The organism is Amycolatopsis sp. NBC_00438 (assembly GCF_036026695.1).
Classification (GTDB): Bacteria; Actinomycetota; Actinomycetes; order Mycobacteriales; family Pseudonocardiaceae; genus Amycolatopsis.
The window spans coordinates 1010138-1035675 of the sequence record NZ_CP107923.1 but is presented as its reverse complement, the minus strand read 5'-3'; the positions used below and the strand labels follow the sequence as shown (position 1 = coordinate 1035675).

The window sequence follows — 25538 nt, the reverse complement described above, 5'->3', positions numbered from 1 at the left end:
AGCGAGCCGGAGATCGTTCCCGCCACGGCGGAAAGTCGGGGGTAGAGCGGCCGGCCGCACCGCACTGACCGCCGGGTGCGCCCAGGTGGTGCTGCTCGCGGCCGGGCGTTCAAGAACCGGGTGCTGACCGGGCGGGGCGCCGAACCGTCGTGCGAGCGGGTCGTCGTCCCGGCCGACTTGCGCGAAGACTGGGCAAGTCGGCTGCGGGCCGCCGGGTTCGACCCCGGCGTCCCGCCACCGTCACCCGCGCCGAGCCGGCCGAGCGGTACGGCCGCCCGGCCTCCGACGATCAGACCGCCGGCGGGTTCGTCAGCGCCGTGCTGTGACAACCGGGGCTCCGCCACCCGGCCCCGAAAGCGGCGTCAGAGCTCGACGGTGCGGTAGAGCGAGCCGACCTCGCCCTTCGTCAGGCGGCGGATCGAGCCGACACGCTGGTTGCCGAGCTGGACGTCGCCGATCGCGGTGCGGACCAGCTTGAGGACCGGGTGCCCGGTGTCCTTGAGCAGCCGCCGCACGATGTGCTTCTTGCCCTCGTGGATGACCAGCTCCACCAGCGACTTGCCGGAGTGCATGTCCTTGACCCGGAACTGGTCGACCTTGATGATGCCGTCCGGCAGCTCCCAGCCGTTGCGCAGCTCCTTGCCGAGCCCGCGCGGCACGAGCCCGTCGACCTCGGCCAGGTAGGTCTTGAGCACCTGGTAGGACGGGTGCATCAGCCGGTGACCGAGGTCACCGTCGTTGGTCAGCAGCAGCAGGCCCTCGGTGTTCTCGTCGAGCCGGCCGACGTGCACGACGCCGGGCGTCTCCTCGTAACGGCCCATCAGGTACTCGCCGACGCACGGGCGGCCGCGGTCGTCCGACATCGTCGAGTGGACGCCCTTGGGCTTGTTCAGCGCCAGGTAGATCAGGTCGTCGCGCAGGTTCACGCGGGTGCCGTCGACGTGGATGACCGCTACGTCCGGGTCGACGCGGCGGCCGAGCTCGTTGACGATCTCGCCGTTCACCTGGACGCGGCCGGCGACGATCAGGTCCTCCGCCGCGCGCCGGGACGCGACCCCGGCCTGGGACAGCACCTTCTGCAGGCGGACGCCGTCGGGGTGTTCACTGGAAGTCATCGATGGAGTCCACTTCGGGTAGCAACGGAGCGATGGCCGGCAAGTCGTTCAGTGACGACAGCCCCAGTCGCTCCAGGAACAGCTCGGTCGTCACGTACAGCGTCCCGGTCGTCTCGGGGTCGGTCCCCATCTCTCCGATGAGGCCGCGCGCGAGCAGCGTCCGGATGACGCCGTCCACGTTCACGCCGCGCACCGCGGCGACCCTGGAACGGGTCACCGGCTGCCGGTACGCGATCACGGCGAGGCTCTCCAGCGCGGCCCGGGTCAGCTTCGACCGCTGGCCGTCCAGCAGGAGCTTCTCCACGAACGGGGCATAGACGTCTCTAGTGTAGAACCGCCACCCTTCGCCGACGCGGCGCAGGTCGATCCCGCTCATCCGGTCGGTGAACTTCTGGGCCATGGTGCGCAGCGCGACGACGATCCGGGCCCGCGGTTGCTCCAGGGTGTCGGCGAGGGATTCCTCGCTCGCGGGCGAGTCGACGACCAGCAGCAACGCCTCGAGAGCGGCCTCGAGAGCCTCGTCGGAACGGATGTCGGGCAGCGAGTCGGCATCCCCGGCGGCGACAAGATCGGACTCGGGATCGGCGGGTTCCGGCAGCGGCTCGCCCGCCGGCTCGGCTTCCCCGGAGACGGCTTCCCCAGGCGCGACGGCTTCGGCCGCGGCCCGGTCCGGCGCGGCCTCGTCGGCCGGAGGCTCTTCGGCGGCGGCTTCCTCGGCCACCGGCTCCGCAGCAGCGGCCGCCGCGTCCGCGGGCACGTCGGCAGCAGGCGCCTCAGCCGGCACTTCCTCCGCGGCGCCATCGTCGGCAGCGGCCTCCGCGACCGCGGGCACGTCGGCAGCAGCCTCGTCAACGGCGGCGGCCGGCTCCACGAGCGGCTCCACCGGGTCGCCGTCCTCGGTGACCGGCTCGCCGGACAACGCCTCGTCCAGGGCCAGCTCCGCCGCGGCCTCGGCCGGTTCTTCGCTCGCCGGCGGTTCCGGCGCCGCGACCTCGGCCGCCACGTCGTCGTCGCGGACCCGGTCGTTGTCTTCGGGGCTCACCCGTACTCCTCTTCGTCTCCGGCGGTGAGATCCTGCTCGGCCACGACGGAGGCTTCTTCCTTCGACCCGCCGGTCCAGCGCACGTGCAGCTCGGCCAGGGCCTCGGACTGCTCGAACTGCACCGTCGCCTCGCGGTAGAGCTCCAGCAGCGCCAGGAAGCGCGCCACGATCTCGACCGTGTGCTCACAGTCGTCGACGAGCTCGCCGAACGTCGCCTGGCCGCGTTCGGCCAGCATCACCCGCAGCAGCGCCGCGTGCTCGCGCACCGACACCCGGCCCATGTGGATGTGGGCGATCGACACCGTCGGCGGCGGTTTCGGCTTGAACACCGTGACGGCGATGTCGGCGAACTTCTCCGGTGTCACGCCCAGCATCACCTCGGGCAGCAGCCCGACGAACCGCTCCTCCAGCGCCACCGACCGCGGGTACCGCCGCAGCGCGCCCTGTTCCAGCTCACCGAACAGCGCCGCCACCTGCTTGTACGCGCGGTACTGCAGGATCCGCGCGAACAGCAGGTCACGGGCTTCGAGCAGAGCGAGATCGTCCTCGTTCTCGACCTCCGCCGACGGCAGCAGCCGCGCGGCCTTGAGGTCGAGCAGGGTCGCCGCGATGACCAGGAACTCGGTCGTCTCGTCGAGGTTCCAGTCGGTGCCCAGCGCCCGGGTGTAGGCGATGAAGTCGTCGGTGACCCGGTGCAGCGCCACCTCGGTGACGTCGAGCTGGTGCTGCGAAATCAGCTGCAGCAGCAGGTCGAACGGCCCTTCGAAGTTGGCCAGCCGCACCTTGAACTTCGACGTGCTCAGTTCCTCGTTGGCCAGGCCTTCGGGAACCAGGCCGCCGTGCACCGTCTGGTGCTCGTGCGGCTGTTCGTCCGGGGCCTGCTCGTCGGGAGTCTGTTCCTCTGGGACCTCTCCGACCGGCTCCGGCGGCACTTCGGCCGATGCCGGGGTGTCCATCAGCCCTCGGTTTCGCCGCCGTCTGAGCCGACCACCCGCAACCGCTGCACCAGCACCGAGTCCTCGCCGTTCGCGTCGAAGTCGGCCAGCAGCACCGCGACCGCCTCGCGGACCAGCCGGCCGCGGTCGACGACCAGCTCGTGCTTGGCCCGCAGCGTCAGCCGGGCCTGCTCCATGGCCACGAGCTCGTCGCCGGAGACGTAGACGGTGATCTTCGCGTCGTGCTTGGTCCGGCCGGAGCCGTGCGGGGCGTCGCCGCTGCGGGCGAGCTGCTCCGTGCGACCGTTGCCCGCTGCCTTGCCGTTGCCGTTTTCGACGGGTTCGGCGGGCGCGGACGACGTCTGGGGCGGGAGATCGAGAGCGGGGCTGGAGGTGATGCGGAAGAGCTCCGACGCTCCGGGCAGGGAGGCGCGCCTGCTCACCGAGCGATCACCTCGCGTGCCAGCTGGCGGTACGCCGCCGCGCCGGCCGACTTGGGCGCCCAGGTCGTGATCGGCTCACCCGCGACCGTCGTCTCGGGGAACCGCACCGTGCGGTTGATGACCGTGTCGAACACGGTCTCGCCGAATGCCTCCACCACGCGAGCCATGACCTCCTTCGAGTGCAGGGTTCTCGGGTCGTACATGGTGGCGAGAATCCCGACTATGTCCAGTTTGGGGTTGAGGCGTTCCTGCACCTTCTCGATCGTGTCGATCAGGAGCGCTACACCTCGCAGACTGAAGAACTCGCACTCCAACGGGATGATCACGCCGTCCGCGGCGGTCAGCGCGTTCACCGTGAGAAGGCCGAGCGAGGGCTGGCAGTCGACAAGAACATAGTCGTAGTCGTTCATGACCGGACGAAGGACCCGTAACAACGTGTGTTCGCGCCCTACCTCAGCGACGAGCTGGACCTCCGCCGCGGACAGGTCGATGTTGCTCGGCAGCAGGTCAACGCCGTCGACGCGGGTTTTCAGCAGCACGTCGGTGGCGCTGACGGCGCGCTCCATGATGGCGTTGTAGACCGTGTGGTCCAGTTCGTGCGGCTGGATGCCGAGACCGACGGCGAGCGCGCCCTGCGGGTCGAAGTCGACGAGCAGCACCTTGCGGCCGTATTCGGCGAGGGCGGCGCCCAGGTTGATGGTCGACGTCGTCTTGCCGACGCCGCCCTTCTGGTTGCACATCGCCATGATCTTCGCCGGGCCGTGGTGGTCCAGGGGCGCCGGATCGGGGTGTTCGCGGATCGGGCGGCCGGTCGGCCCGATGCCTTCGAGCTTCACCTTCTTGCCGTTGCGCTCTCTCGGTTCGTCGCCGTCGTGGTTCACGGGGGTGGCGATGGTGGCGTGCTGGAGGTTCGCCGCGGCCGACCCGGCGGACGCGGCCGGTACGGCCGGCTGGTTCGGTGTCGACATGGCGAGAAGGCTCCTTGTCTGTGGCGTCCGGGGCAGCCTATGCGCGGACTCGGAGCCCCGGCAAAGCAACGCGCCGGACCCGAGGGGGCAATGTCAGCCGAGCGTCGGTCCAGCGCAGGAAGGCTGTTACGCCTGTATACGGCCGTCTAGCCCAACGCCCGGGGGTGCGCCGTCGCGTACACCTCGCGCAGCGTGTTGACCGTGACCAGGGTGTACACCTGCGTCGTGGTCACCGACGCGTGGCCGAGCAGTTCCTGCACGACCCGCACGTCCGCGCCGCCTTCGAGCAGATGCGTGGCGAAGGAGTGGCGCAGCGTGTGCGGCGAGACGGCGACGGCGATCCCGGCGCGCTCGGCCGTGTCCTTGAGCACCTGCCACGCGCTCTGCCGCGAAAGCCTGCTGCCGCGGACGTTGAGGAACATCGCCGCGGTGCCGCGGCCGTGCGAAGCGAGCACGGGCCGCGCGCGGACGGTGTAGGCGTGCAGCGCGGCGATCGCCGGCCGGCCGATCGGCACCAGCCGCTGCTTGCCGCCCTTGCCGTCGAGCAGGACCGTGCGCTCGTCGTCGTCGATGTCGTCCAGGTCCAGGCCGACGGCCTCGGAGATGCGGGCGCCGGTCGAGTAGAGCAGTTCCAGCAGCGCCCGGTCGCGCAGCGCGCGTTCGCCGTCCGGCGCCGGGGTCTCCAGCAGCCGCAGCACGTCGTCGACCGGCAGGGCCTTGGGCAGCCGTTTCGCCGGGGTCGGCGGCCGGACCTCGCGGGCCGGGTTGTGCTCGGTGACGCCCTCCGCGTGCGCGAACTTGTGCAGGCCCCGCACGGCGACCAGCGCCCGGGCGGCCGACGACGCGGCCAGCGGCTGGTGCTCGGCGTCACCTTCGCGCAGCGCGGCGCCGAACGAGGTGACGTGCGCGGCGGTGACGTCGGCGATCTTCCCGATCCCGGAACCGTCGAGGTGCGCGGCGTACCGGCGCAGGTCACGGGCGTAACTGTCCAGGGTGTTGCGCGCGGTCCCGCGTTCGACGACCAGGTGGTCGAGGTACGCGGCGATCACGTCGGCCGTGCTGTGCGGGCTGGAGGCCACGCGGGTCACCTTAGGCCGCGAAGAGTCCGTGACCCTGCAGAAACCCCGTTCTCAGCTTCACGCGGTTACCTTGGATTCATGGAGTCCGACGAGCTCCGCATCGGCACGGCCGAGCGGGAAGAGGCGGCGAGACTGCTCGCCGACCACTTCGGCATGGGCCGCATCACCCCCGACGAGTACGAGACGCGGGTGACGGACGCCTACGCCGCCGTCACCATCGGCGACCTGCGGCCGTTGTTCCGCGACCTGCCACAGCCGCACCCGGGGTTCCTCGCGCCGGCGCCGATGTACGCGCAGCCGACGATGCAGCTGCCGATGTACGGGCCGCTCCCGGCGCCGGCCCCGATGCCGCTGCCGTATGCGCCGCCGATGCCGGTGCCCGCGTCCTACCGGTCCAAGACCGTGGCCGGGGTGCTCCAGATCGTGCTGCCGTTCGGCGTCGGCCGGTTCTACACCGGCCAGACCGGGCTGGGCCTGCTCCAGCTCCTCGTCGTCCTGATGACCGGGGTCGGCGTGCTCTGGCCGATCATCGACGGCATCATGCTGCTGGCCAACGGCGGCCTGGACGCCGAAGGCCGCCCCCTGCGCCCCTGACTCGCAAGTCCGTGAAGGCCCCCTTGAGGGACTCTACGTCCCTCAAGGGGGGGCGGATTCACGCGGTGGTAGCAACACCTGGTGTCTGCTGATCCAACAGTAACGCCGTGAGGACCTCGGCTGGTGTTCGCCAGCCGAGGGTCTCCCGCGGCCGCCCGTTCAGCTCTTCGGCTACCCGCACCAACTCCGCCGCGTTGTGCTGGGACAGGTCAGTGCCTTTCGGGAAGTACTGACGCAACAGGCCGTTGGTGTTCTCGTTGCTGCCCCGCTGCCACGGCGAATGCGGGTCACAAAAGTAGATCTCCAACCCGGTGTCCACGGTGATCTTCCGGTGATGGGCCATTTCCTTGCCCTGATCCCAGGTCAGCGAGCCCAGCAGCAACGGCGGCAACACCGCGATCATCTCCGTCATCGCCGCCGCGACGGTGGCGGCGTCCCGTCCGTCGGGTAGGTGCAGCAACATCACGAACCGGGTCTGGCGTTCCACCAGCGTCCCGATCGCCGACTTGTTGTCCTTGCCCAGGATCAGGTCCCCTTCCCAATGCCCCGGAACGGCCCGGTCAGCGACCTCAGCCGGCCGTTCACTGATGTTGACCATGTCCTGGATCCGGCCCGAGGGTCGTTCCCGGCGGGCCTGGGCTTGACGTCGTGGCATTCGCAACGCCCGCCCGGTCCGCAGCGCGGTGGTCAGTTCCCGGCGTAGCGCACCCCGGCCCTGCACATACAGCGACTGGTAGATCGTTTCGTGTGACACCCGCATCTCCGGCCGGTCAGGAAAATCCAGCACCAGTCTCTCGGAGATCTGCTGGGGTGACCACTTGCGGTCCAGCCCCGCCTGCACGATCTTCCGCAGCACCGGGTCGGCCCGGAGTTTCGCGACCTTCGGTCGTTTCGCGCGGTCGTCGGCGCGGTGCTGGGCCGAGCTGGCCCGATACGCGCCGGTCAGGCCAGTGCTGCGGGCCAGCTCCCGTGACACCGTCGAGGCCGGGCGTCCGATCGCCCGGCCGATGGCGCGGGGGCCGTGGCCTGCAGCTTTCAGGCAGGCGATCTCGTCCCGTTCAGCGATACTCAACCGGAGCGGGCCGGGCTGGCGGGGTGCATTGCTGATCACCCCGCCAGCTTGACGGAACAGCCGCACTCCGGTGGTCGGGGCGAAGCCGGCCGCTTGCGCGGCCGGCTTCGCCGCTGTCCCGGCCCGGACCTGGTCCCAGAACTCCAGCTGCACCGACCTCGGCAGCCAGCGATGCACTCGCGCCATCTGCAATCCCACCTTTCGTTGAGGTGGTGTTGCGATGACCTCATGAATCCGAGGGGCCTTCACGGACTTTGGACTGCTCAGCCTTCGCGGCGCTTGGCGAACGCCGTCGGGCGGTCGGGCCACGGGGCGTCGGCCGGGCGCGCCCGGGCGCCCCCGGTGACCACCGCGTGCGCGGCCAGGACGCCGGACACCGTGGCGCCGTTCACCAGCTCGCCCGCCAGGGCCATCCGGACCGCCTCGGCCAGCGGGAACTTGCGGACGACCAGGTCGGCCTCCTCGTCCCCGAGCACGTCACGCTCCACATCGGACAGTCCGCGGGCCAGGAAGATCCGCACCACCTCGTCGGTGAAACCGGGCGACGCCGCGACGTCGACCAGCGTCACCCAGTCCTCGGCGGCCAAACCGACTTCCTCGACGAGTTCGCGCTTGGCCGTGCCGACCGGGTCCTCCCCGAGGTGGTCGATCAGGCCGGCCGGCAGCTCCCACAGCCGGTGCCCCATCGGGTGCCGGTACTGGTGGATGAGCGTGACCTGCTCGTCCTCGTCCAGCGCGAGGATCGCGACCGCGCCGAGGTGCTCGATGACCTCGCGGGTCGCGGTGGCGCCGCCCGGCATCACCACCTCGTCGATCCGCAGGCCGACGACCCGTCCGATGTGGACGTCGCGGCTGGCCGCGACGGTGAACTCGTGCTCGCCCGGCGCGGTCACCGGGCGGCCACGGAGGTCTCGGGCAGCTCGACCGGCAGCCGCTCGGCGACCTTGCGGTCCACCACGGCCTTGACGAACGCGCTGAACAGCGGGTGCGGCCGGGTCGGGCGGCTCTTGAGCTCGGGGTGCGCCTGGGTGCCGACGAAGAACGGGTGCTTCTCGGCGGGCAGCTCGACGAACTCGACCAGGCGGTCGTCCGGCGACGTGCCGGAGAACACCAGGCCGGCGTCGGTGAGCTGCTTGCGGTAGGCGTTGTTCACCTCGTAGCGGTGCCGGTGCCGCTCGGACACGTCGGTGGTGCCGTACGCCTTCGCGACCTGCGAACCCGGCTTGAGCTTCGCCGGGTACGCGCCGAGCCGCATCGTGCCGCCCATGTCGCGCTCGCCGGCGACGACGTCGCGCTGGTCGGCCATCGTCGAGATCACCGGGTGCGTGGTGTTCTCGTCGAACTCCGACGACCCGGCGTCCTCGATGCCGGCCAGGTGCCGGGCCGCCTCGATGACCATGCACTGCAGGCCGAGGCACAGGCCCAGCAGCGGCACGCCGCGGGTGCGGGCGTACTCGATCGCGCCGACCTTGCCCTCGATGCCGCGGATGCCGAACCCGCCGGGGATCAGCACACCGTCCACATCGGACAGTACGGACGCCGCGCCGGACGCGGTCTGCGCGTCGTCGGAGGCGACCCAGACGATCTCGACCTTGGCCCGGTGCGCGAACCCGCCCGCGCGCAGCGCCTCGGTGACCGAGAGGTACGCGTCCGGCAGGTCGATGTACTTGCCGACGACCGCGATCTTCACGACCTCGCTCGGGTTGTGCACCCGGTCGAGCAGGTCGCCCCACACCGTCCAGTCGACGTCGCGGAACGGCAGGCCGAGGCGGCGCACCACGTAGGCGTCGAGCGCCTCGCGGTGCAGCACCTTCGGGATGTCGTAGATGGACCGCGCGTCCGGGCAGGCGATGACCGCCTCCTGGTCGACGTCGCACATCAGGCCGATCTTGCGCTTGAGGTCCTCGGGGATCTCCCGGTCGGCCCGGCAGACCAGCGCGTCGGGCTGGATGCCGATGTTGCGCAGCGCGGCGACCGAGTGCTGGGTCGGCTTCGTCTTCAGCTCGCCCGACGGCGCCAGGTACGGCACCAGCGAGACGTGCAGGAAGAAGCACTGGTCGCGACCGACGTCGTGGCGGACCTGGCGGCACGCCTCGAGGAACGGCAGCGACTCGATGTCGCCGACCGTGCCGCCGACCTCGGTGATGACGACGTCCGGGGCGTTCCCGGCCTCGTCGGGCTCGGCGGCCGCGGTGATCCGGGACTTGATCTCGTCGGTGATGTGCGGAATGACCTGCACCGTGTCGCCCAGGTATTCGCCGCGACGCTCCTTGGCGATGACCTCGGAGTAGACCTGACCGGTCGTGACGTTGGCCTTGCCGTCGAGGGAGCGGTCGAGGAAGCGCTCGTAGTGCCCGATGTCGAGGTCGGTCTCGGCGCCGTCGTCGGTGACGAACACCTCACCGTGCTGGAACGGGTTCATCGTCCCGGGGTCGACGTTGAGGTACGGATCGAGCTTCTGCATCGTGACGCGAAGCCCGCGCGCGGTAAGGAGTTGTCCCAGGCTCGAGGCCGTGAGTCCCTTACCCAGAGAGGAGGCGACGCCTCCGGTGACAAATACGTACTTGGTAGCCCGCGACTGAAGTCCCACGGGCCGCCAGCATATCCGACGCCTGAGGATCCGCTCGCTGTGACATGCCCTAAGCCGCTTTCGGGGGGTCCGCGGGGGCGGAGCCCACCGGCGGGGCGCGGGGTTCGACCCCGCAAGACACAGTGCCGCTGACCACGCGTCAGGCGGCGGCCTTCGCCAACCGCAGGCGGGGACGGCCGGTGAGCGCGCGGCTGCCCGGCAGCCGCCGGAGCACCTCGACGATGACGATCGTCAGCGCGATCGTGGCGACGTAGACGACCACGCTGAGCCACGGCGCCCCGAAGCGCTCCGCGACGTGCGGGATCACCGGGCCCAGCAGGGCCAGGGCGAGCGGGTGGACCAGGAAGATGCTGAACGACCGGTTCGCCGCCCAGGAGACCAGGCGCGCGCCGCGGCCACCTTCGGTGCGGCGCGCGGCCCACCACGTGGTGAACGCGTAGATCGCCGCGATGACCGTGAGGAACCACGGGATCAGGTAAGGCTGGAACGGATCACTGGCCACCTGCGGGAAAGTTCCACTGTGGACGGTCCGGAGGTAGCACCACTCGGTGCCGGCCAGCACCGCCACCAGCGCGCCGCCGAGCAGCAGCCGGTGCCGGCCCACCCAGGCGTGCACGGTCTCGAAGTGCATGGCCACCAGCGCGCCGAACAGCGTGTAGAACTGGTACGGCAGGATCGTGGCGTAGAGGCGCGTGATCGTCTCGTAGCTGACGCCCAGCGGCTGGTAGGTCATGAACGCGACCACCCCGACCTGCAGCAGCCCGCTCCCCAGCAGCAGCCACTTGTGGTGGCCCGCGGTAGCGCGCAGCACCTTCATCAGCACCGGGAACAGCAGGTAGACCTGCATCGTCACGAGCAGGAAGTACAGGTGGTACCAGGCGCCGCCGGTGACGAGGTCGGTCAGCAGCAGGCGCATCGACGCCTCGAGCGAGCCGGGCTGCTGTCCGCCGGTGACCAGCGAATAGGCCCAGAAGAACATCGTCCACGCGAGGTAGGGCGTCGCGACCAGCGGCAGGCGGCGGCGCCAGAACTCGCCGGCGGTGAGTTCGCGGCCGCGGTTCTGGAACACCAGCACGAACCCGGTCAGCGCGAAGAAGGCCTCACGCGTGAAGTGCAGCGGGGTCTCGACGGCGTTCGCCCCGACGTCCTGCGCGAAGTTCGTCGCGCCGACCACGTGGATCAGGATGACGCAGGCGAAGGTGATCAACCGGAACAGGTCGATCTGGTGGAGGTAGGGCGCTTTACCGCCCGGTCTCGCACTGCGGGCGGGGGCCTCGAGCGTGGCCTGGGCGGTCGTCATCGTGCCACCTTCACGGCACCGGATTCGGCGTTGATCACGGTCTCAGGTTTGCCGCCCATTCTGTGAATTTCCCATGAAGCCACTGGGAACCGCCTGTTGGACCGGGTCCCGCGCGCTGTCGGATATGCCACTGCCGTTCAGGGAGCGGGGAGCCGGTGATCATGTTAACGGGTGAGCTTCCGTGCACTCAATGTGACGCTCGCGCTAGGCCGGTTCAGCGACGCGCGTCGGCCTCGACCTCGTCGCGGACCGCTTCCAACGCGGTGCGTAATTCGCCCAGCGCGACCGAGCCCAGCGCCAGCCGGAGGGCGTGGGGCACCGCCGGCGTCGTCGCGAACGGCTCCGCGGTGGCCACCGCGACCCGCCGCCGGGCCAGCGCCGCCGCGATCCGGTCCGGGCGCGTGTCCGGGCCCAGGGGCAGCCACACGAAGTACGACGCCGGATGCGCGGCGCGGGGCAGCCCGGCCAGCACCTCCGACGCGACGGCTTCCCGCGCGCGGGCGTCTTCGCGCTTGCGCGCCTCGAGGCGGTCGACGGTGCCGTCGTCGAGCCAGCGGCGGGCGATCGCCGCGGTCAGGGCGGGCGTGTTCCACGTCGTGGCGCGGATGGCGCGTTCGAGCGCCGGCACGAGCGGGCCGGGCGCCGTCACGAACCCGACCCGCAGCCCGGTCGCGACGCTCTTCGACAGGCCCGACACGTGGATGGTGATCTCCGGCGCGAGCATCGCCAGCGGCGGCGGCGCGTCCTCGGCGAGGTAGGCGTACGAGGCGTCCTCGACGATCGTCACGCCGTGGCGGCGGGCGATCGCGACCAGCCGCGCGCGCCGCTCGTCGTCGAGTACCCAGCCGAGCGGGTTGTGCAGGGTCGGCATCGTGTACACCGCGCGGACCCGGCGTCCGCGGCACAACCGGTCGAAGGCGTCGAGGTCCGGCCCCGCCCCGGCCGCCGGCAGCGGCGCCAGGTCCAGCCCGAGCGTGCGGGCGAGCACCCGGAACCCGGGGTAGGTCAGGGCGTCCACCGCGACGACGTCCCCGGGCCGGAACAGGGCCATGGCCGTCACGGCGAGGCCGTGCTGCGCGCCGTTGACGATCAGCACCCGTTCGCGGCCGGTGTCGAGCCCGCGCCGCCGCAGGTAGCGGGCGACGGACTCCCGGTCGCCGGCGCGCCCGCGGTGCGGCTGGTAGCGCAGCAGCGCGTCGAGGTCCCCGGCCGAGGCGAGGTCCCGCAACGCCTCGCGCAGCAGGTCGGCCTGACCTGGGACCGAGGGTGAGTTGAAGCTGAGGTCGACCGCGTCGGCCGCGACCGCCCGCTCATCGACGTCGTCGCCGGCAGCCAGATCGCGGACGAACGTGCCCCGCCCCTGCTCACAGCTGACCAGACCCATCGCTTCGAGTTCGTCGTAAGCCCGCGACGCCGTCACGACGGCGATGCCCTCGTCGGCCGCGAGCCGCCGGTGGGTGGGCAGCCGCGTGCCGACCGGCCACTGCCCGCCACGGATCTTCGCCGCGAACGCGTCCACGATCACCTTGTACTTCGGCACCCGCACGCCGCGATTGTAGGCAGGACAATTTGTGGACTGTCCTGGATCAGCCGCCTTAACCTGCCGAAATGCACATCGCGATCCTCACCTTCGACGGCTACAACGAGCTCGACTCGCTCATCGCGCTGGGCGTCCTCAACCGGGTGACCGGCATGCGGGTGTCGATCGCGAGCCCGGCCCCGCGGATGACGTCGATGAACGGCGTCACGATCGACGCCATGATCGGCCTGGAAGAGGCCTGCACTGCCGACGCCGTCATCGTCGGCAGCGGCGTGCGGACCCGCGAAGTCGTCGAGGACCCGGCGATCATGAGCACGCTGGCGCGGCTCGACCCCGCCCGGCAGCTGCTGGCCGCGCAGTGTTCGGGCACGCTCGTGCTGGCGAAGCTCGGGCTGCTGGCGGGCATGCCCGCCTGCACCGACCTGACGACCAAGCCGTGGGTGCTCGCGGCCGGCGTCGAGGTGCTGAACCAGCCGTTCTTCGCCCGCGGCGACCTCGCCACCGCCGGTGGCTGCCTGGCCTCGACCTACCTCGCCACCTGGATCATCACCCGGCTCCAGGGTCTCGACGCGGCCGAGCACGCCATGCACTACGTCGCGCCCGTCGGCGAGAAGGACGACTACGTCGAGCGGGCGCTGCGGAACGTGACGCCCTACCTCGAACCGGCGGCGATCTCCGCCTGATCGTCGCCGAAGAGGGACTTCAGCGTCACCTCACGGTTGACGCGCACGTGCTCGACGGCTTCGGCGTGCGCGCGGTCCGCGTCCCCCGAAGCGATCGCGTCGTAGAGCCGGCGGTGCTCGTCGAGCAGCTCGGTCCAGTGCTCGTTCTGGCTGGTCAGCCAGCGGAGCCTGCCCTGCAGCGGCTGCAGCATCGTGGTGAGCAGCGTGTTGCCCGCGAGGGCCACGATCTCGTCGTGGAAGCGCGAGTTGAGCACGGTGATCCTGGCCGCGTCGCCACGGGCCGTCGCGCGGGCGGCGTCGGCGAGCAGCCGCTCGAGCCGCTTCAGCTCCGGCGCGCCCGCCCGCTCGGCCGCGCGCCCCGCGGCGAGCCCCTCAAGGGCCTCGCGGACGTCGAACAGCTCCTCGACGTCGACCCGCGCGAGCTGCCGGACGACGATCCGGCGCGCCGACTGCTCGACGAGGAACCCTTCGGCCTCCAGGCTGCGGATGGCCTCGCGCACCGGCACCCTGGACACGCCCAGGTCCTCGGCCAGCTCACGCTCGACCAGCCGGTCCCCCGGGCGGAGGCGGCCGGTCAGGATCCGTTCGCGCAGCTCGTCGCGCACCCGCTGCCGGGTGGCCGCGAGGGGTTGCCGCTCGCTCGCCGACGTCACGGGTCCCCTCTCGTTCAACACGCCCGTAACCGGACGTAACGCGAGTTTATCCGCCGGAGGGTTGACGGAGGCGGACGCCAGGGTGATATTTGGGATACCAAATTTTGGTATCCCAAATCGCCGTCGCTGAATCCGTCGACCGGAGGCAAGCATGACCGCCGCCCCGCTGACCGAAACCGGACAAGAGACGCCCGCCCCGCCGGATCCCCGGCTGTGGAACGAAGACCTCGCCCCCGTGCAGGACCGCCGGTGGAAGGTCTACGACATCTTCGCGCTGTGGATGTCGGACGTGCACAACCTCGGCAACTACACCTTCGCGGCCGGGTTGTTCGTGCTCGGCCTGTCGGCCTGGCAGGTGTTCACCGCCCTGCTGTTCGGCTTCGTCATCATCTACGTCGGCATGAACCTGATGGGCCGGATCGGGCAGCGCACCGGCGTGCCGTTCCCGGTCGTCGCGCGGCTGAGCTTCGGCACCTTCGGCGCCAACCTGCCCGCGCTGATCCGCGCGGTCATCGCGATCTTCTGGTACGGCATCCAGACCTACCTCGCTAGCGTGGCCATCACGCTGCTCGTGCTCGCCATCGACCCGGGCCTGAAACCGTTGACCGAACACGGTTTCCTCGGCCTGCACGCGCTCGGCTGGATCTGTTTCATCGCCCTCTGGGCGGCCCAGGCGCTGATCCTGACCCGCGGCATGGAGTCGATCCGCAAGTTCCAGGACTGGTGCGGCCCGGCGATCTGGGTCGTGATGATCGCGCTCGCGGTGTGGATCCTCGCCGCCGCCCACTGGAACATCTCGTTCACCAGCAGCCCGAAGCAGCTCTCGACGGGTGAGCAGATCCGGCAGTGGTTCGGCGCGGCCGGGCTGATCCTGGCCACCTACGGCACACTGATGCTCAACTTCTGCGACTTCTCCCGCAACGCACCGGACCAGAAGACCGTGCGGCGCGGCAACTTCTGGGGCCTGCCGATCAACTCGACGGCGTTCGCGCTGCTGTCGGTCGTCGTCACCGCGGGCAGCATGCAGGTGTTCGGCGAGGCCATCACCGACCCGGCCGAACTGCTGTCCAAGGTGCACAACACGCCGGTGCTCATCATCGGCGCGCTGACCTTCGCGATCGCCACCATGGGCGTCAACATCGTCGCGAACTTCGTCTCCCCCGCCTACGACCTGGCCAACATCTGGCCGAAGCGGATCACGTTCACCGTCGGCGGGATGATCAGCGCGGTGGCCGCGTTGTGCGTGCTGCCGTGGAAGCTGTACTCCTCGCCCGCGGTGGTCAACTACTTCCTCGGCGGGCTCGGCGCGTTCCTCGGGCCACTGTTCGGGATCATGATCGTCGACTACTACCTGATCCGGCGCGGCAAGGTCGACGTCGCGCAGCTGTTCGTCGACGGCGGGATCTACCCGCGAGTGAACCCGCGCGCACTGGTGACGTTCTTCCCGACCGCCGCGCTCGCCGCGGTGATCGCGCTGGTGCCGTTCTTCGCCCCGGCCGCGCCGTACTCGTGGTTCATCGGCACGGCGTCGTCCGCGGCACTGTACTTCGCGGTGTCGAGGAAACACCGATGAGGATCGTCGTCACCAACTGCAACACCACCGAGGCGATGACGAAGGAGATCGAGACCGGTGCCCGCGCCGCGGCGAGCCCGGGCACCGAAATCCTCGCCAGGACCCCGAAGTGGGGTCCGGAGTCGGCCGAAGGCTGGCTGGACAGTTTCCTCTCGGCGGCCGCTGTGCTCGATCTGTTGCGGGGCCTGGAAGAACCGTTCGACGCGGTCGTGCTCGCCGGGTTCGGCGAGCACGGCCGCGAGGGAGCCCGCGAGCTGCTGGACGTCCCGGTCGTCGACATCACCGAGGCTGCCGCGCACCTGGCCTGCCTGCTGGGCCGCCGCTACGGCGTCGTGACCACTTTGGACCGGACGTGCGGGCTGATCGAGGACAGCCTGCACTCCGCCGGAGTCGCGCAGAACTGCGTGACGGTCACCGGTGCCGGCCTCGGCGTGCTGGAACTGACCGACGAACGCCGCACGGAGTCGGCGTTGCTGACCGCCGGCCGCCGGGCGCGCGACGCCGGCGCGGAGGTCCTGGTGCTCGGCTGCGCCGGGATGACCGGGCTGGACCGCCGGATCGCGACGATGCTCGACATCCCGGTGATCGACGGTGTCGCCGCCGCCGTCCGGCTCGCCGAGTCGCTCGTTTCGCTGGGCCTCAAGACCAGCCGGGCCGGGTCCTACGCCCGGCCCCTCGACAAGAAGCGCACCTGGCCGACCGATTGACAGCCGCCGCACCGGAGAGCCAGAATCGCCGACGCCACAGCCGTACCGCCGCCCGGTGACGAGTGGGGATCCTGGCGTCCCCGAAAGGGCGGTCGAAGGTGCGAAGGCAGCTACACGTTCTCGGGGCGACGGTGCTGGCCGCGTGCCTGGCCCTGGTCCCGCTCAGCGGGACGGCGACGGCCGGGCAGGCGCCGCACACCGTCGTCACCGACGGCAAGAAGCTCGCGGACATCCAGTCGGCGTTGAAGCACGGCCACGCCACGCGGGCGCAGCGCGACGCGCTGAAGGTCGTGCTGGGCAAGGCGAACACCGCGTTGAGCGCCGGCCCGTGGTCGGTCGTGGACAAGCCGGTCACCCCGCCGAGTGGCGACAAGCACGACTACCTGAGCCAGGCGCCCTACTGGTGGGCGAGTGAGAAGACCCCGGAGAACCCGCAGGGCTGCCCGTACGTCAACAAGGACGGCCAGCGCAACCCGGAGGCCGACGCGATCACCGACCACACCTACCGGATGGTGGCGTGGGACGCGATGTACTATCTCTCGCTCGCCTGGTATTACACCGGCGACGCGAAGTACGCGAAGCGCGCAGCGCTGGACATCCGGACGTGGTTCCTCGACCCGGCCACCAAGATGAACCCGAACATGACGTACGCGCAGATCATCCCGTGCAGGAACACGATCAGCGGTACCGGGATCATCGACTCGACGCAGTCGTTCAGCCAGGTGCTCGACGTCTTCGCGCTGCTCGACACCGGCGCGCCGGGCTGGACGGGCAAGGACCGCTCCGGCGTCAAGGCGTGGCTCGCGCAGTACCTCGACTGGATGCGGACGAGCCCGCAGGCGAAGCTGGAACTGGCCGCCACGAACAACCACGGCACGTTCCTCGACATGCAGAACGCGACCATCGCCGCCTACCTGGGCAAGCGGGACACGGCGAAGAAGATCGTGCTGGACGCGGAGAAGAACCGGTTCCCGGTCCAGTTCGCCGCCGACGGCAGCCAGCCGCTCGAGCTGTCGCGGACGATGTCGTGGCACTACGTCAACTTCAACCTCACGGCGTGGGGCCGGATGGCGGAGCTGGGCAAGAACCTCGGCGTCGACGTCTGGAAGTACACCGCGCCGAACGGGGCGACCCTACGCAAGGTCGTCGACCAGCTGATCCCCGGCGCGCTGCAGGGCGCCGCGGCCTGGCCGCACCAGCAGATCGGCGTGTTCGACCAGTCGATCGCGGCGGACATCTTCCACGCCGCGGCCGAGGAGGCGCACGACCAGGACGCCGCGGCGGCGCTGAAGAAGATGCCGCTGCCCGCCGGCGGTGACACGTGGTCCGTGCGCGTGTCGTGCTTCCCGCTCGACCCGCCGCTCAAGTAACCCCTACCAACGCTGGGAAATCCGGACACCAGACCCTATAGCGCACGGCTCCCGAGATTGGTCTAGTCCAAAGTATTGACACTCGGTGTGCGCACGCGCACATTCATGAACGGGCCGGCACCTGTTCGTGAAGAACCGTCGCGTACCGCCCCCTCCCGCGCCGTCGCGGCCCGGGAGGGGGCCGTCCGCCTGCGCGAGGAGACAGCATGCAGAGGGTTTCCCGAAGACTGGCGCTGTTCGCGGCCGCCGCGGCCGCTTTGGTCGTGGGCGCGCTCACGGTCGCCGGACCGGCCGCGCCACCCGCGGCCGCCGCCACGTCCGGCGGGGTCCGGATCGCCTACTTCGACCAGTGGAGCATCTACCAGAACGCCTACTACCTGAAGAACGTCGACGCGATCGCCGGCAACCTCGACTACCTGCTCTACGACTTCGAGAACATCGACCCCACGAACCACACCTGCTTCGAGGCGACGAAGGCGACCACCCCCGACCCGGGCGGTGAGACCGACCCGAACGCCGGTGACGGCGGCGGCGACCAGTTCGCCGACTACCAGAAGTCCTTCGGCTCCGACATCAGCGTCGACGGCACCGCCGACGTCTGGAACCAGCCGGTCGCCGGCAACTTCCACCAGCTGCAGGAACTCAAGGCGCGGCACCCGAACCTCAAGGTGCTGCTGTCCATCGGCGGCTGGACGTACTCGAAGTACTTCTCCGACGCCGCCGCGACCGACGCGTCGCGCAAGAAGCTCGTCAGCTCGTGCCTGGACATGTTCATCAAGGGCAACATCCCGGCCTCCGGCGGGTACGGCGGCCCGGGCACCGCGGCCGGCATCTTCGACGGCATAGACATCGACTGGGAGTACCCGGGTTCCCCGACCGGGCACGTCGGCAACCACTACAGCGCCGCCGACACCGCCAACTACACCGCGTTGATGGCCGAGTTCCGCACCGAGCTGGACGCCTTGGGCGGCAAGCACTACGCGCTCTCGGCCGCGCTGCCGGGCGGGCAGGACAAGATCGCGAAGATCCAGACCGACAAGATCGGCCAGTACCTGGACTTCGGCAACGCGATGACCTACGACATGCACGGCGCGTGGGACGCCACCGGGCCGACGAACTTCCAGGACCCGCTGTACTCCGCGCCGAACGACCCGTCGGGCACCATCCCGCCGGGCACCGAGAAGTACACGATCGACTCGGTGATCAAGGACTACCTGCACGGCAACAGCGCGTACGGCATCGCGGGCGGCTTCCCCGCGGCCAAGCTGACGCTGGGCATCCCGTTCTACTACCGCGGCTGGACCGGCGTCCCGGCCGGCTCGAACCACGGCCTGTACCAGCCGGCTTCGGGTCCGTCGGCGGGCCACACACTGAGCGGCAACGTGCCGGGCGTGGCGATGTACAAGGAACTCACGGGCATCGTCGACAACCCGTCCGACACGTTCTGGGACCCGGTCACGCAGTCGGCCTGGTTCTACGACGGCACGAACTTCTTCGGCGGCTCGTCCGCGCAGTCGATCAAGGCCCGCACCGACTACATCCACTGCACCGGCCTCGGCGGCGCGATGATGTTCTCGCTCTACGACCTGGACCCGGGCTCGACGCTGTTCCACGCGGTCGTGAACGGCCTGGCCGCGTCGACGCCGAACTGCTCGACACCGCCGCCGACCACCACCCCGACGACCCCCACCACGCCCACCACCCCGACGACCCCCACCACGCCGACCACACCCACGACTCCGCCGACGACCACGCCCACCACGCCGCCGTCGGTACCCGCGTGGGCGCCGAACACGGCGTACGCCACGGGCGCGAAGGTGACCTACAACGGCGTCACGTACACGTGCCGCCAGGCCCACACCTCACTGGTGGGCTGGGAGCCGCCGAACGTCCCGGCGCTCTGGCTGGCCGGCTGAGCAGTCTGCCGCGGCTTGTCGTGAGTGTTTAGGGCGGTTAGAACCGCCCTAAACACTCACGACGTCAGTTGCCGGTGGGGCTGGCGACGCCCGGCGCGGGGGCCTGGGCGTTGCCGGCGATGCCGTAGCGGCCGGCGGCGCCGTCGAGCTGTTCCTTCAAGGCCAGCACGGTGCTCACCCGCCCGGCGGAGGTGTCCACGTTGTCCACAGTGGACAGGATCGACGTCGCCGAGGTGTCCGCGCGGACGACGCCGAGCGCGCCGGTGCCGTCGGCCGAACCGGCGTCCCCGGCGAGCACGGTGCCCGCACCGGTGCGGTCGAGCTGGGTGGTGAACCGCGCGATCGTCGCCGCCCGGTCGCCCGCGCCGTCGCCGGTCGCCGGCGCGCCGGTGAGCACCACGGCCAGTTGCGCCGGCTTGACGTCCTGGCCCGCCTTCACGAACCCGCCGTCGGTGAGCCCGCCCAGGGCCGCGGCCAGTTCCTCACCCGAGGACTGCGGCTTGGCGGAAGTCTTGTCCAGCAACAACACCGAGCCGAGCAGCGCGCCGGCGAGCGTGCCGGAGTCACCCGCGGTCGGGAACTTCGACCCGGCGGGCTGCAGCCGCGTGACGACGTCGCGGAGCTGGTCGGCCTTCTCGGGATCGGCGAACGCGGCCGTCAGCTGCACCTCGCCGGTCACGGTCGCGCCGGACTGGCCGATCAGCTGCTTGAGCGCGTCCCGGTCGGCCGGGCGCGCGTCCTCGGTGGTCACGAGCACCACCGTGCGCTTGTCCAGCACCCCGGCGACGACCTTCGGCCCCATGGCGCCGGCGAACGCGTCCGCGTCGGCGAGCCGGGCGTTGAGCGCGTTGCGCTGCGCCTCGAGGTCGGAGACCTGGCTGCCCAGGTCTTTCTTCTCCCCCGCCAGCCCCGACAGCAGCGAGCCGTTCAGCGCGGTCGAACCGAGCACGACGCCGACGGCGAGCGCCAGGAAGCAGGCGGCGATGGAAACTACGTGGTAGCGAAGCGAAATCACGTGAACAATCCCTTGACCCAGGCGGCGAGCGAGTTCCAGGTGTGCCGGAGCCAGTCCAGGTAGACCGAGCCCACGTCGGACACCAGCAGGGCCGCGGCGACGACCACGACCGCGGCGAGCACGAGCAGGACGACCGCGCCGATCGACACCCGGCTGTGGTGCAGTGTCGCCACCGCTTTCCCGTCGACGAGCTTCGTGCCGAGCTTGAGCCGGGTGAGGAACGTCGACGGGTTCGAGCCGGACCGGCCGTGGTCGAGGAACTCGCGCAGGGTGGCCTGGAAGCCGACCGTGACCACGAGGCTCGCGCCGTGCGCGTCGGCCAGCAGCAGCGCGAGGTCCTCGGCGTTGCCGGACGCGGGGAACGTCACCGCGCCGATGCCGAGGTCCTGGATCCGCTCGACACCGGGGGCGTGCCCGTCGGGCTGGGCGGGCACCACGACCTCGCCGCCGCTGCGCAGCGTGGCGGTGCCGATCCCGGTGGGGTCGCCGACCATGACGTCCGGCAGGTGGCCCTGCGCGCGCAGGGTGTCGGCCCCGGCGTCGACGCCGATCAGCACCGGCCGGTGCTCGGCGATGTACTTCTTCAGCTTCTTGAGGTCTTCGGCGTGCCCGTTGCCGCCCGCGACGACCAGCACGTGCCGGTCCCGCAGCTGCACTTTCAGCTCCGGCACGCCGACGCCGTCGAGGATCAGGGTGCGCTCGCGGCGGAGGAACTCGATGGTGTTGGCCGAGAACGCCTCCAGCTGCGTCGACATCCCGGCCTTGGCCTCGATCATCTGGTCCGCGACGCTGTCGGCGGTCTGCTCGATGCCGGAGGCGACCTGGCGCTCGCCGACGTACACGACGCCGTCGAGCAGCCGCAGTTTCGTGCCGTCCTTGATCGAACGCAGCAGCTCCCCGCCGACCGAGTCGACCAGCGGGACGCCGGCGGCGATGAGGATCTCGGGGCCGAGGTTGGGGAACCGGCCGGAGATCGACGGTGACGCGTTGACCACGCCGGCGACCTCGGCGTCGACGAGCGCGTCGGCCGTCTGGCGGTCGAGGTCCAGCTGGTCGAGCACGACGATGTCGCCCGGACTGATCCGGCGCAGCAGCTCCCGGGTGCGGCGGTCGACCCTGGCGACCCCGGTGATGCCCGGCAGGGGTTCGGAGTTCCGCGTGAGCAGACCGGTGAGCTTCATGTGGCCGATGGTGACAAATTTGCTCGTGGGACTGCGCACGCCACGCCGTAGCAGAGGTGACTCGTTGTGGTGAGCCACGCCGCGCCCAAGTTCTCGATCAGGCGTCGGACTCCTCCGAAAGAGATCCGAAATCGAGGTTCACCCAGGGGCTGCCCGGGTCCTGAAGGAGCTGGTGGTGGACCCGCACGGCGGCGGGGTACCACTCGCCGAACTCGTCGTCCCGGCTGTGCAGCACCCGGCCCATGAGGTAGCCCGCCGACAGGTCGGCCCATGACTGGTGGTAGCGACGCGCGAGCGAACCGGCCTCCAGGACCATCAGCTCGGCGCTCAGCGCGTCACAGTATCCGGCCGCCAGGCCCCAGCGCGCGATGTTGACCGCGCGGCCGACGTCCCAGGACAACGCCGTCGTGACGAAACCCTCGGCGTCGAGCAGGCCGTCGGCGCGGAAGCGCTGCTCGTAGCGCGAGACCCGGCGCACGGTGTCGCGCAGCTCGTCGGCCTGGTCCTCGGCGTCGTTCTCCGCGCACCACCGGCCCACCACCTCCGCCCAGGTCAGCGGATCGAACTCGCCGTCGCGCAGCCCGTACTCGGCGGCGAACCGCAGGCGCAGCATCAGCACCAGGTTGCCGGGCGTGAGCGCGTAGCCGTCGCCGACGAGGTCGGCCATCGTGGCGCGCCAGGCCGGCGGGTCGGCCACGCCCCACCAGTCGCGCAGGCCGCGGACCTCGGCCACGTAGTCGTGGTAGCGCCCGTCGAGCAGGTTCCACGGCGCGGCGTTCAGCACGGCCAGGTGCGCGCCGCAGGCCAGGGCGTGCGCGATCGGCCCTTCGAGGTGCCCGTACGGCGCGGTGATCAGCCGTTCGACCTGCTCTTCCAGCGGCGTGACGTCGTCGAGGTGCGCGTCGAGCCACGGCTGCAGCGTCGCGCCGGGCAGCCGCCACTCGCCCCGGGTGCCGCGGTTGAACACGACCCGTTCGTGCCGGCCGACGCCGTCGACCGCCCAGTCCAGCGCCCCGCTCATGAAGACGACGTCCGACCCGAGGTCGGGCAGCGCGCCGCGGGTGAAGACCTGCAGGAACTCGTCACCGCCGGTTTCGTGGTAGACGTTGGGGAACGTCTCCGCGCGGTCCTCGAGGATGCTCTCGGCGTCGGCCCGCCGGATCGGGACGAACAGCTCCTCCCCGGCGAGCAGGCCGAGATAGGCGTCGAGATCGCCCTCCCGGCGGGCGGCGGCCAGCTGCGCTTCGACGTCGGCGGGTGGCGGCAGGATCAAGGGGCGGCTCCCTCCACTCGGCCGGTCAGCACGACGAGCTTGCCCGCCGTCCGGTTGTGCTCCAGGTCGTCGTGCGCCTGCCGGATCGCCTCCATCGGGTAGACCCGGGCGGGGCCGAGGCTGACGCCGCCGTCGGCGATCCGGTCGAGGTACCGCTGGAGAACGGATGCGGGCAGGTCGTCCGCCTCACCACCATAAGCGGTCAGGCGCACCCCGGCGGGAAGGTATCCGATCGGATAGAAATTCTTGATTGTCCACTCGTTCGAGAGCATGCCCGTGAAGCACACCGTGCCGTGCACACGGGTGGCCGCGAGGGTGTCCGGCAGGGTCGGCGTCCCGACCAGTTCGAGGGCCGCGTCGACCCCGTCCGGCACGATCTTCCGGACCTGCGCGGCGACGTCGCCGTCGTCCAGGAGCGGGTGCTCGACCCCGTGCGCGGCCAGGGTTTCCAGGCGGTCCCGCCGCCGGGTCGTGGCGAAGACGGTGGCCCCGAGGTCGCGGGCGAGGGTCGCGGTGGCGAAGCCGAGGGCGGACGTCCCGCCGCGGATCAGCAGTGTCTGGCCCGCGTTGAGGTCGAGGCCGGTGGTGAGGGAGCCGTACGCGGTCTGCAGCGTCTCCGGGACCTGGCCGAGCACCTCCCACGGCAGGTCCGAGCGGAACGGGATGACCTGCTCGCGCGGGACGAGCGTGTACTCGGCATAACCGCCGTCGAAGGTGCGGCCCATCCCGCCCATCATCGTGGCGACCTGCTGCCCGGGCTCGAAGTCGCCGTCCGGCGCGGCGTCGACGATCCCGACGGCCTCGATGCCGGGCACGCGCGGGAACGTGACGCCGTCGGCGAGGCCGAGGCGGGTGTGCAGCTCGGAGCGGTTGAGGCCGAACGCCCGGACGGCGATCCGCACCCAGCCCGGTTTCGCCTCGGGCAGCGGCAGGTCCGTCAGTTCGAGGTTCTCGACCGGCCCGGGTTCCCGGAGTACGACTGCGCGCATCGTGGGTCCTTTCTTCGCAAGCGAACAGTCCGCATAACAACAGTCCGCGCGGGTACTATTCCCGGCGTGAGCCTGTCCCGAGAACACGACGCGGCGTGGCGCGGCTTCCTGCGCTCGTCGGCCCTGCTGCTGCGGGTGCTGGACGCGGACCTGCGCGCCGCGCACGGGATGTCGCACCGCACGTACGACGCGCTGGTCCAGCTCTCGGAAGCCCCCGATCAGCGGCTCCACATGAAAGACCTGGCCGACGCCCTGGTGCACAGCGCGAGCGGGCTGACCCGCCTGGTCGACGGCCTCGAGCGCGACGGCTACGCCCGGCGCGAGGTGGATGCGGGCAACCGCCGGGCCACCCTGGTGATCCTGACCCCGGCCGGCCTGGCGGCGCTGGAGGAGGCGTGGCCGACGCACGTCCGGGGCGTGGAGCGCCATTTCGCCGGCCACCTGAGCCGGGAGGAGGCGCGGACGCTGGCCGCGGTGTTCGGCCGGATCGCCGGCGACCTGGAGAGCTGATCCGCGTATTCGATCATCTTTTCCCGGGACCCGGGTTCCGGAATTCCCCGTCGATTTTACTATTCATTTACCGTGACGCCGCCCTTTAACGCCCGAAACCCCGTTGAGCTTCTTGTTGGAAAGTGACGGACTGAGGTCTCACCAGGCGAAAGGCGGGTCCGCGGCCGTTTGCCGGAGTGGTGACTGTACGTTCTTGATCCGTTTCAGAACGCTGTCACAATTCTCAGGAAGGTCTTTCGCCCGGACCACTGATACTTGTCGCACAGCCGACCGCTGTGCAATGCATCCTCGTGGGGGGCGATCGCATTGCGCCACCGAGCGTTTCTCATGCCACCCAGGAGTTTGCCCATGCTGCCCAGCGATGTCGGCGTTCTCGGAACCGATGGTGTCCCGAGCGTGCCCACCCTGCCGGACGTCCCGGCACCGCGGCTCGCCGCCCTCGAGCGGCTGCCGCGCCCCGCCGTGCGGACCGGCTTCAACCACGCCGCGCTGTCCGTGACGGACCTCGACCGCGCGGTCGCGTGGTACGAGCAGGTCTTCGGGCTCAAGCTGCTGCTCGGACCGTTCTCCATCAGCAGCGACGCCCCCGGCGGCGGCCCGGCGTCGGACATCTACGGCGAGGGCTGGCAGAGCGCCCGCATCGCCCACATGGTCATGCCGGGCGGCACCGGGATCGAGCTGTTCGAGTTCACCGGCCCGGTGGCCGAGCGCCGCGCCGAGAACTTCGACTACTGGCGCACCGGCATCTTCCACATCTGCTTCACCTGCCTCAACGTGGAAGAGACGGCCAAGCGCATCACGCTCTTCGGCGGCCGCCAGCGCAGCAAGATCCACCAGGTCGGGCCGGAGTCGTGGTTCTGCTTCTGCGAAGACCCCTTCGGCAACGTGATCGAGCTCGTCGACCAGACCTTCGAAGAGCTGTTCACCCCGCCGCCGGGCGTCGAGGACCCGGACGCCTGCTGACCGGCAGCGAACGACGCCGGGTGGGGC

General features: G+C 70.5%; 25 protein-coding genes. 9 read left to right on the top strand and 16 right to left on the bottom strand.

Annotated elements, in window-relative coordinates; translation table 11 throughout:
- Positions 1-75: 75 nt before the first annotated feature.
- Positions 76-384, top strand: coding sequence for a class I SAM-dependent methyltransferase (locus OG494_RS04965; protein WP_328452382.1), 309 nt, complete (start codon positions 76-78; stop codon positions 382-384).
- Here OG494_RS04965 and OG494_RS04960 read toward each other — a convergent pair.
- The 6 genes from OG494_RS04960 to xerD form a co-directional block, all read right to left on the bottom strand.
- The gene (locus tag OG494_RS04960) at positions 363-1115 is read right to left on the bottom strand and encodes a pseudouridine synthase (RefSeq protein ID WP_328452380.1); all 753 of its coding nucleotides are present in this window, start codon (positions 1113-1115) and stop codon (positions 363-365) included. The two genes, OG494_RS04965 and OG494_RS04960, sit on opposite strands and share 22 nt — an antisense overlap.
- Complete coding sequence (scpB, locus tag OG494_RS04955) at positions 1102-2157, bottom strand: SMC-Scp complex subunit ScpB (protein WP_442874381.1); 1056 nt, start codon at positions 2155-2157, stop codon at positions 1102-1104. The genes OG494_RS04960 and scpB overlap by 14 nt, the downstream gene beginning before the upstream one ends.
- Positions 2154-3113 (bottom strand): segregation and condensation protein A, encoded by a 960-nt coding sequence (locus tag OG494_RS04950; protein ID WP_328452378.1) that lies wholly within the window; start codon positions 3111-3113, stop codon positions 2154-2156. Before OG494_RS04950 ends, scpB begins: the two co-directional genes overlap by 4 nt.
- Positions 3113-3535: a cobyrinic acid a,c-diamide synthase gene (locus tag OG494_RS04945; protein ID WP_328452376.1), complete on the bottom strand. Its 423-nt coding sequence runs from the start codon at positions 3533-3535 to the stop codon at positions 3113-3115. Before OG494_RS04945 ends, OG494_RS04950 begins: the two co-directional genes overlap by 1 nt.
- The gene (locus OG494_RS04940) at positions 3532-4503 is read right to left on the bottom strand and encodes a ParA family protein (RefSeq protein ID WP_328452374.1); all 972 of its coding nucleotides are present in this window, start codon (positions 4501-4503) and stop codon (positions 3532-3534) included. Before OG494_RS04940 ends, OG494_RS04945 begins: the two co-directional genes overlap by 4 nt.
- A gap of 146 nt (positions 4504-4649) precedes the next feature.
- Positions 4650-5552 (bottom strand): site-specific tyrosine recombinase XerD, encoded by a 903-nt coding sequence (xerD, locus tag OG494_RS04935; RefSeq protein ID WP_328458871.1) that lies wholly within the window; start codon positions 5550-5552, stop codon positions 4650-4652.
- A gap of 108 nt (positions 5553-5660) precedes the next feature.
- Here xerD and OG494_RS04930 point away from each other — a divergent pair, with 108 nt between their 5' ends.
- A complete protein-coding gene (locus OG494_RS04930; RefSeq protein ID WP_328452372.1) occupies positions 5661-6176 on the top strand; it encodes a DUF1707 domain-containing protein in 516 nt (171 codons plus the stop codon).
- A 58-nt stretch (positions 6177-6234) separates the two neighbouring features.
- Here OG494_RS04930 and OG494_RS04925 read toward each other — a convergent pair whose 3' ends face one another.
- From OG494_RS04925 to OG494_RS04905, 5 genes are all read right to left on the bottom strand, one after another.
- On the bottom strand, positions 6235-7434 hold the full coding sequence (locus OG494_RS04925; RefSeq protein ID WP_328452367.1) for an IS30 family transposase: 1200 nt from the start codon (positions 7432-7434) through the stop codon (positions 6235-6237).
- A gap of 77 nt (positions 7435-7511) precedes the next feature.
- Complete coding sequence (locus tag OG494_RS04920) at positions 7512-8141, bottom strand: NUDIX hydrolase (protein ID WP_328452365.1); 630 nt, start codon at positions 8139-8141, stop codon at positions 7512-7514.
- Positions 8138-9838 carry a CTP synthase gene (locus tag OG494_RS04915; protein WP_328452363.1) on the bottom strand — a complete coding sequence of 567 codons (1701 nt, stop codon included), beginning with the start codon at positions 9836-9838 and terminating at the stop codon, positions 8138-8140. The genes OG494_RS04920 and OG494_RS04915 overlap by 4 nt, the downstream gene beginning before the upstream one ends.
- A gap of 139 nt (positions 9839-9977) precedes the next feature.
- Positions 9978-11138: an acyltransferase gene (locus tag OG494_RS04910; RefSeq protein ID WP_328452361.1), complete on the bottom strand. Its 1161-nt coding sequence runs from the start codon at positions 11136-11138 to the stop codon at positions 9978-9980.
- A gap of 214 nt (positions 11139-11352) precedes the next feature.
- Positions 11353-12684 (bottom strand): aminotransferase-like domain-containing protein, encoded by a 1332-nt coding sequence (locus OG494_RS04905; RefSeq protein WP_328452359.1) that lies wholly within the window; start codon positions 12682-12684, stop codon positions 11353-11355.
- 62 nt (positions 12685-12746) lie between these two features.
- Between OG494_RS04905 and OG494_RS04900 the strand changes: the two genes are divergently transcribed.
- Entirely contained in the window at positions 12747-13361 is a 615-nt protein-coding gene (locus OG494_RS04900) for a DJ-1/PfpI family protein (protein WP_328452357.1), read from the top strand.
- Here the strand turns inward: OG494_RS04900 and OG494_RS04895 are convergent.
- Positions 13331-14035, bottom strand: a complete 705-nt coding sequence (locus tag OG494_RS04895) for a GntR family transcriptional regulator (RefSeq protein WP_328452355.1) — start codon at positions 14033-14035, stop codon at positions 13331-13333. The two genes, OG494_RS04900 and OG494_RS04895, sit on opposite strands and share 31 nt — an antisense overlap.
- A 130-nt stretch (positions 14036-14165) precedes the next feature.
- Between OG494_RS04895 and OG494_RS04890 the strand changes: the two genes are divergently transcribed.
- The 4 genes from OG494_RS04890 (at position 14166) to OG494_RS04875 (ending at position 19580) form a co-directional block, all read left to right on the top strand.
- Positions 14166-15587, top strand: coding sequence for an NCS1 family nucleobase:cation symporter-1 (locus OG494_RS04890; protein WP_328452353.1), 1422 nt, complete (start codon positions 14166-14168; stop codon positions 15585-15587).
- The gene (locus OG494_RS04885; protein ID WP_328452351.1) at positions 15584-16294 is read left to right on the top strand and encodes an aspartate/glutamate racemase family protein; all 711 of its coding nucleotides are present in this window, start codon (positions 15584-15586) and stop codon (positions 16292-16294) included. Before OG494_RS04890 ends, OG494_RS04885 begins: the two co-directional genes overlap by 4 nt.
- 98 nt (positions 16295-16392) lie before the next feature.
- Positions 16393-17664 carry an alginate lyase family protein gene (locus OG494_RS04880; protein WP_328452349.1) on the top strand — a complete coding sequence of 424 codons (1272 nt, stop codon included), beginning with the start codon at positions 16393-16395 and terminating at the stop codon, positions 17662-17664.
- A gap of 206 nt (positions 17665-17870) precedes the next feature.
- A complete protein-coding gene (locus OG494_RS04875; RefSeq protein WP_328452347.1) occupies positions 17871-19580 on the top strand; it encodes a glycosyl hydrolase family 18 protein in 1710 nt (569 codons plus the stop codon).
- A gap of 64 nt (positions 19581-19644) precedes the next feature.
- Here the strand turns inward: OG494_RS04875 and OG494_RS04870 are convergent, their stop codons facing one another.
- From OG494_RS04870 to OG494_RS04855, 4 genes are all read right to left on the bottom strand, one after another.
- Positions 19645-20595 (bottom strand): copper transporter, encoded by a 951-nt coding sequence (locus OG494_RS04870; protein ID WP_328452345.1) that lies wholly within the window; start codon positions 20593-20595, stop codon positions 19645-19647.
- Positions 20592-21776: a putative cytokinetic ring protein SteA gene (gene steA / locus OG494_RS04865; RefSeq protein ID WP_328452343.1), complete on the bottom strand. Its 1185-nt coding sequence runs from the start codon at positions 21774-21776 to the stop codon at positions 20592-20594. Before steA ends, OG494_RS04870 begins: the two co-directional genes overlap by 4 nt.
- A 97-nt stretch (positions 21777-21873) precedes the next feature.
- Positions 21874-23049: a DUF1266 domain-containing protein gene (locus OG494_RS04860; protein WP_328452341.1), complete on the bottom strand. Its 1176-nt coding sequence runs from the start codon at positions 23047-23049 to the stop codon at positions 21874-21876.
- Complete coding sequence (locus OG494_RS04855; RefSeq protein WP_328452339.1) at positions 23046-24038, bottom strand: zinc-binding alcohol dehydrogenase family protein; 993 nt, start codon at positions 24036-24038, stop codon at positions 23046-23048. Before OG494_RS04855 ends, OG494_RS04860 begins: the two co-directional genes overlap by 4 nt.
- 66 nt (positions 24039-24104) lie before the next feature.
- On the opposite strand from OG494_RS04855, the gene OG494_RS04850 reads away from it, so the two are divergent.
- Both OG494_RS04850 and OG494_RS04845 read left to right on the top strand, forming a co-directional pair.
- On the top strand, positions 24105-24548 hold the full coding sequence (locus OG494_RS04850) for a MarR family winged helix-turn-helix transcriptional regulator (protein WP_328452337.1): 444 nt from the start codon (positions 24105-24107) through the stop codon (positions 24546-24548).
- A 396-nt stretch (positions 24549-24944) separates the two neighbouring features.
- Entirely contained in the window at positions 24945-25511 is a 567-nt protein-coding gene (locus tag OG494_RS04845) for a VOC family protein (protein WP_328452335.1), read from the top strand.
- Positions 25512-25538 lie beyond the last annotated feature (27 nt).

Bases quoted from the DNA above. Each gene is read 5' to 3' on its own strand.
- OG494_RS04960 (WP_328452380.1), bottom strand. From the start codon at position 1,115: ATGACTTCCAGTGAACACCCCGACGGCGTCCGCCTGCAGAAGGTGCTG.
- OG494_RS04950 (WP_328452378.1), bottom strand. From the start codon at position 3,113: ATGGACACCCCGGCATCGGCCGAAGTGCCGCCGGAGCCGGTCGGAGAG.
- OG494_RS04940 (WP_328452374.1), bottom strand. From the start codon at position 4,503: ATGTCGACACCGAACCAGCCGGCCGTACCGGCCGCGTCCGCCGGGTCG.
- OG494_RS04930 (WP_328452372.1), top strand. From the start codon at position 5,661: ATGGAGTCCGACGAGCTCCGCATCGGCACGGCCGAGCGGGAAGAGGCG.
- OG494_RS04925 (WP_328452367.1), bottom strand. From the start codon at position 7,434: ATGGCGCGAGTGCATCGCTGGCTGCCGAGGTCGGTGCAGCTGGAGTTC.
- OG494_RS04910 (WP_328452361.1), bottom strand. From the start codon at position 11,138: ATGACGACCGCCCAGGCCACGCTCGAGGCCCCCGCCCGCAGTGCGAGA.
- OG494_RS04900 (WP_328452357.1), top strand. From the start codon at position 12,747: ATGCACATCGCGATCCTCACCTTCGACGGCTACAACGAGCTCGACTCG.
- OG494_RS04890 (WP_328452353.1), top strand. From the start codon at position 14,166: ATGACCGCCGCCCCGCTGACCGAAACCGGACAAGAGACGCCCGCCCCG.
- OG494_RS04885 (WP_328452351.1), top strand. From the start codon at position 15,584: ATGAGGATCGTCGTCACCAACTGCAACACCACCGAGGCGATGACGAAG.
- OG494_RS04875 (WP_328452347.1), top strand. From the start codon at position 17,871: ATGCAGAGGGTTTCCCGAAGACTGGCGCTGTTCGCGGCCGCCGCGGCC.
- steA (WP_328452343.1), bottom strand. From the start codon at position 21,776: ATGAAGCTCACCGGTCTGCTCACGCGGAACTCCGAACCCCTGCCGGGC.
- OG494_RS04855 (WP_328452339.1), bottom strand. From the start codon at position 24,038: ATGCGCGCAGTCGTACTCCGGGAACCCGGGCCGGTCGAGAACCTCGAA.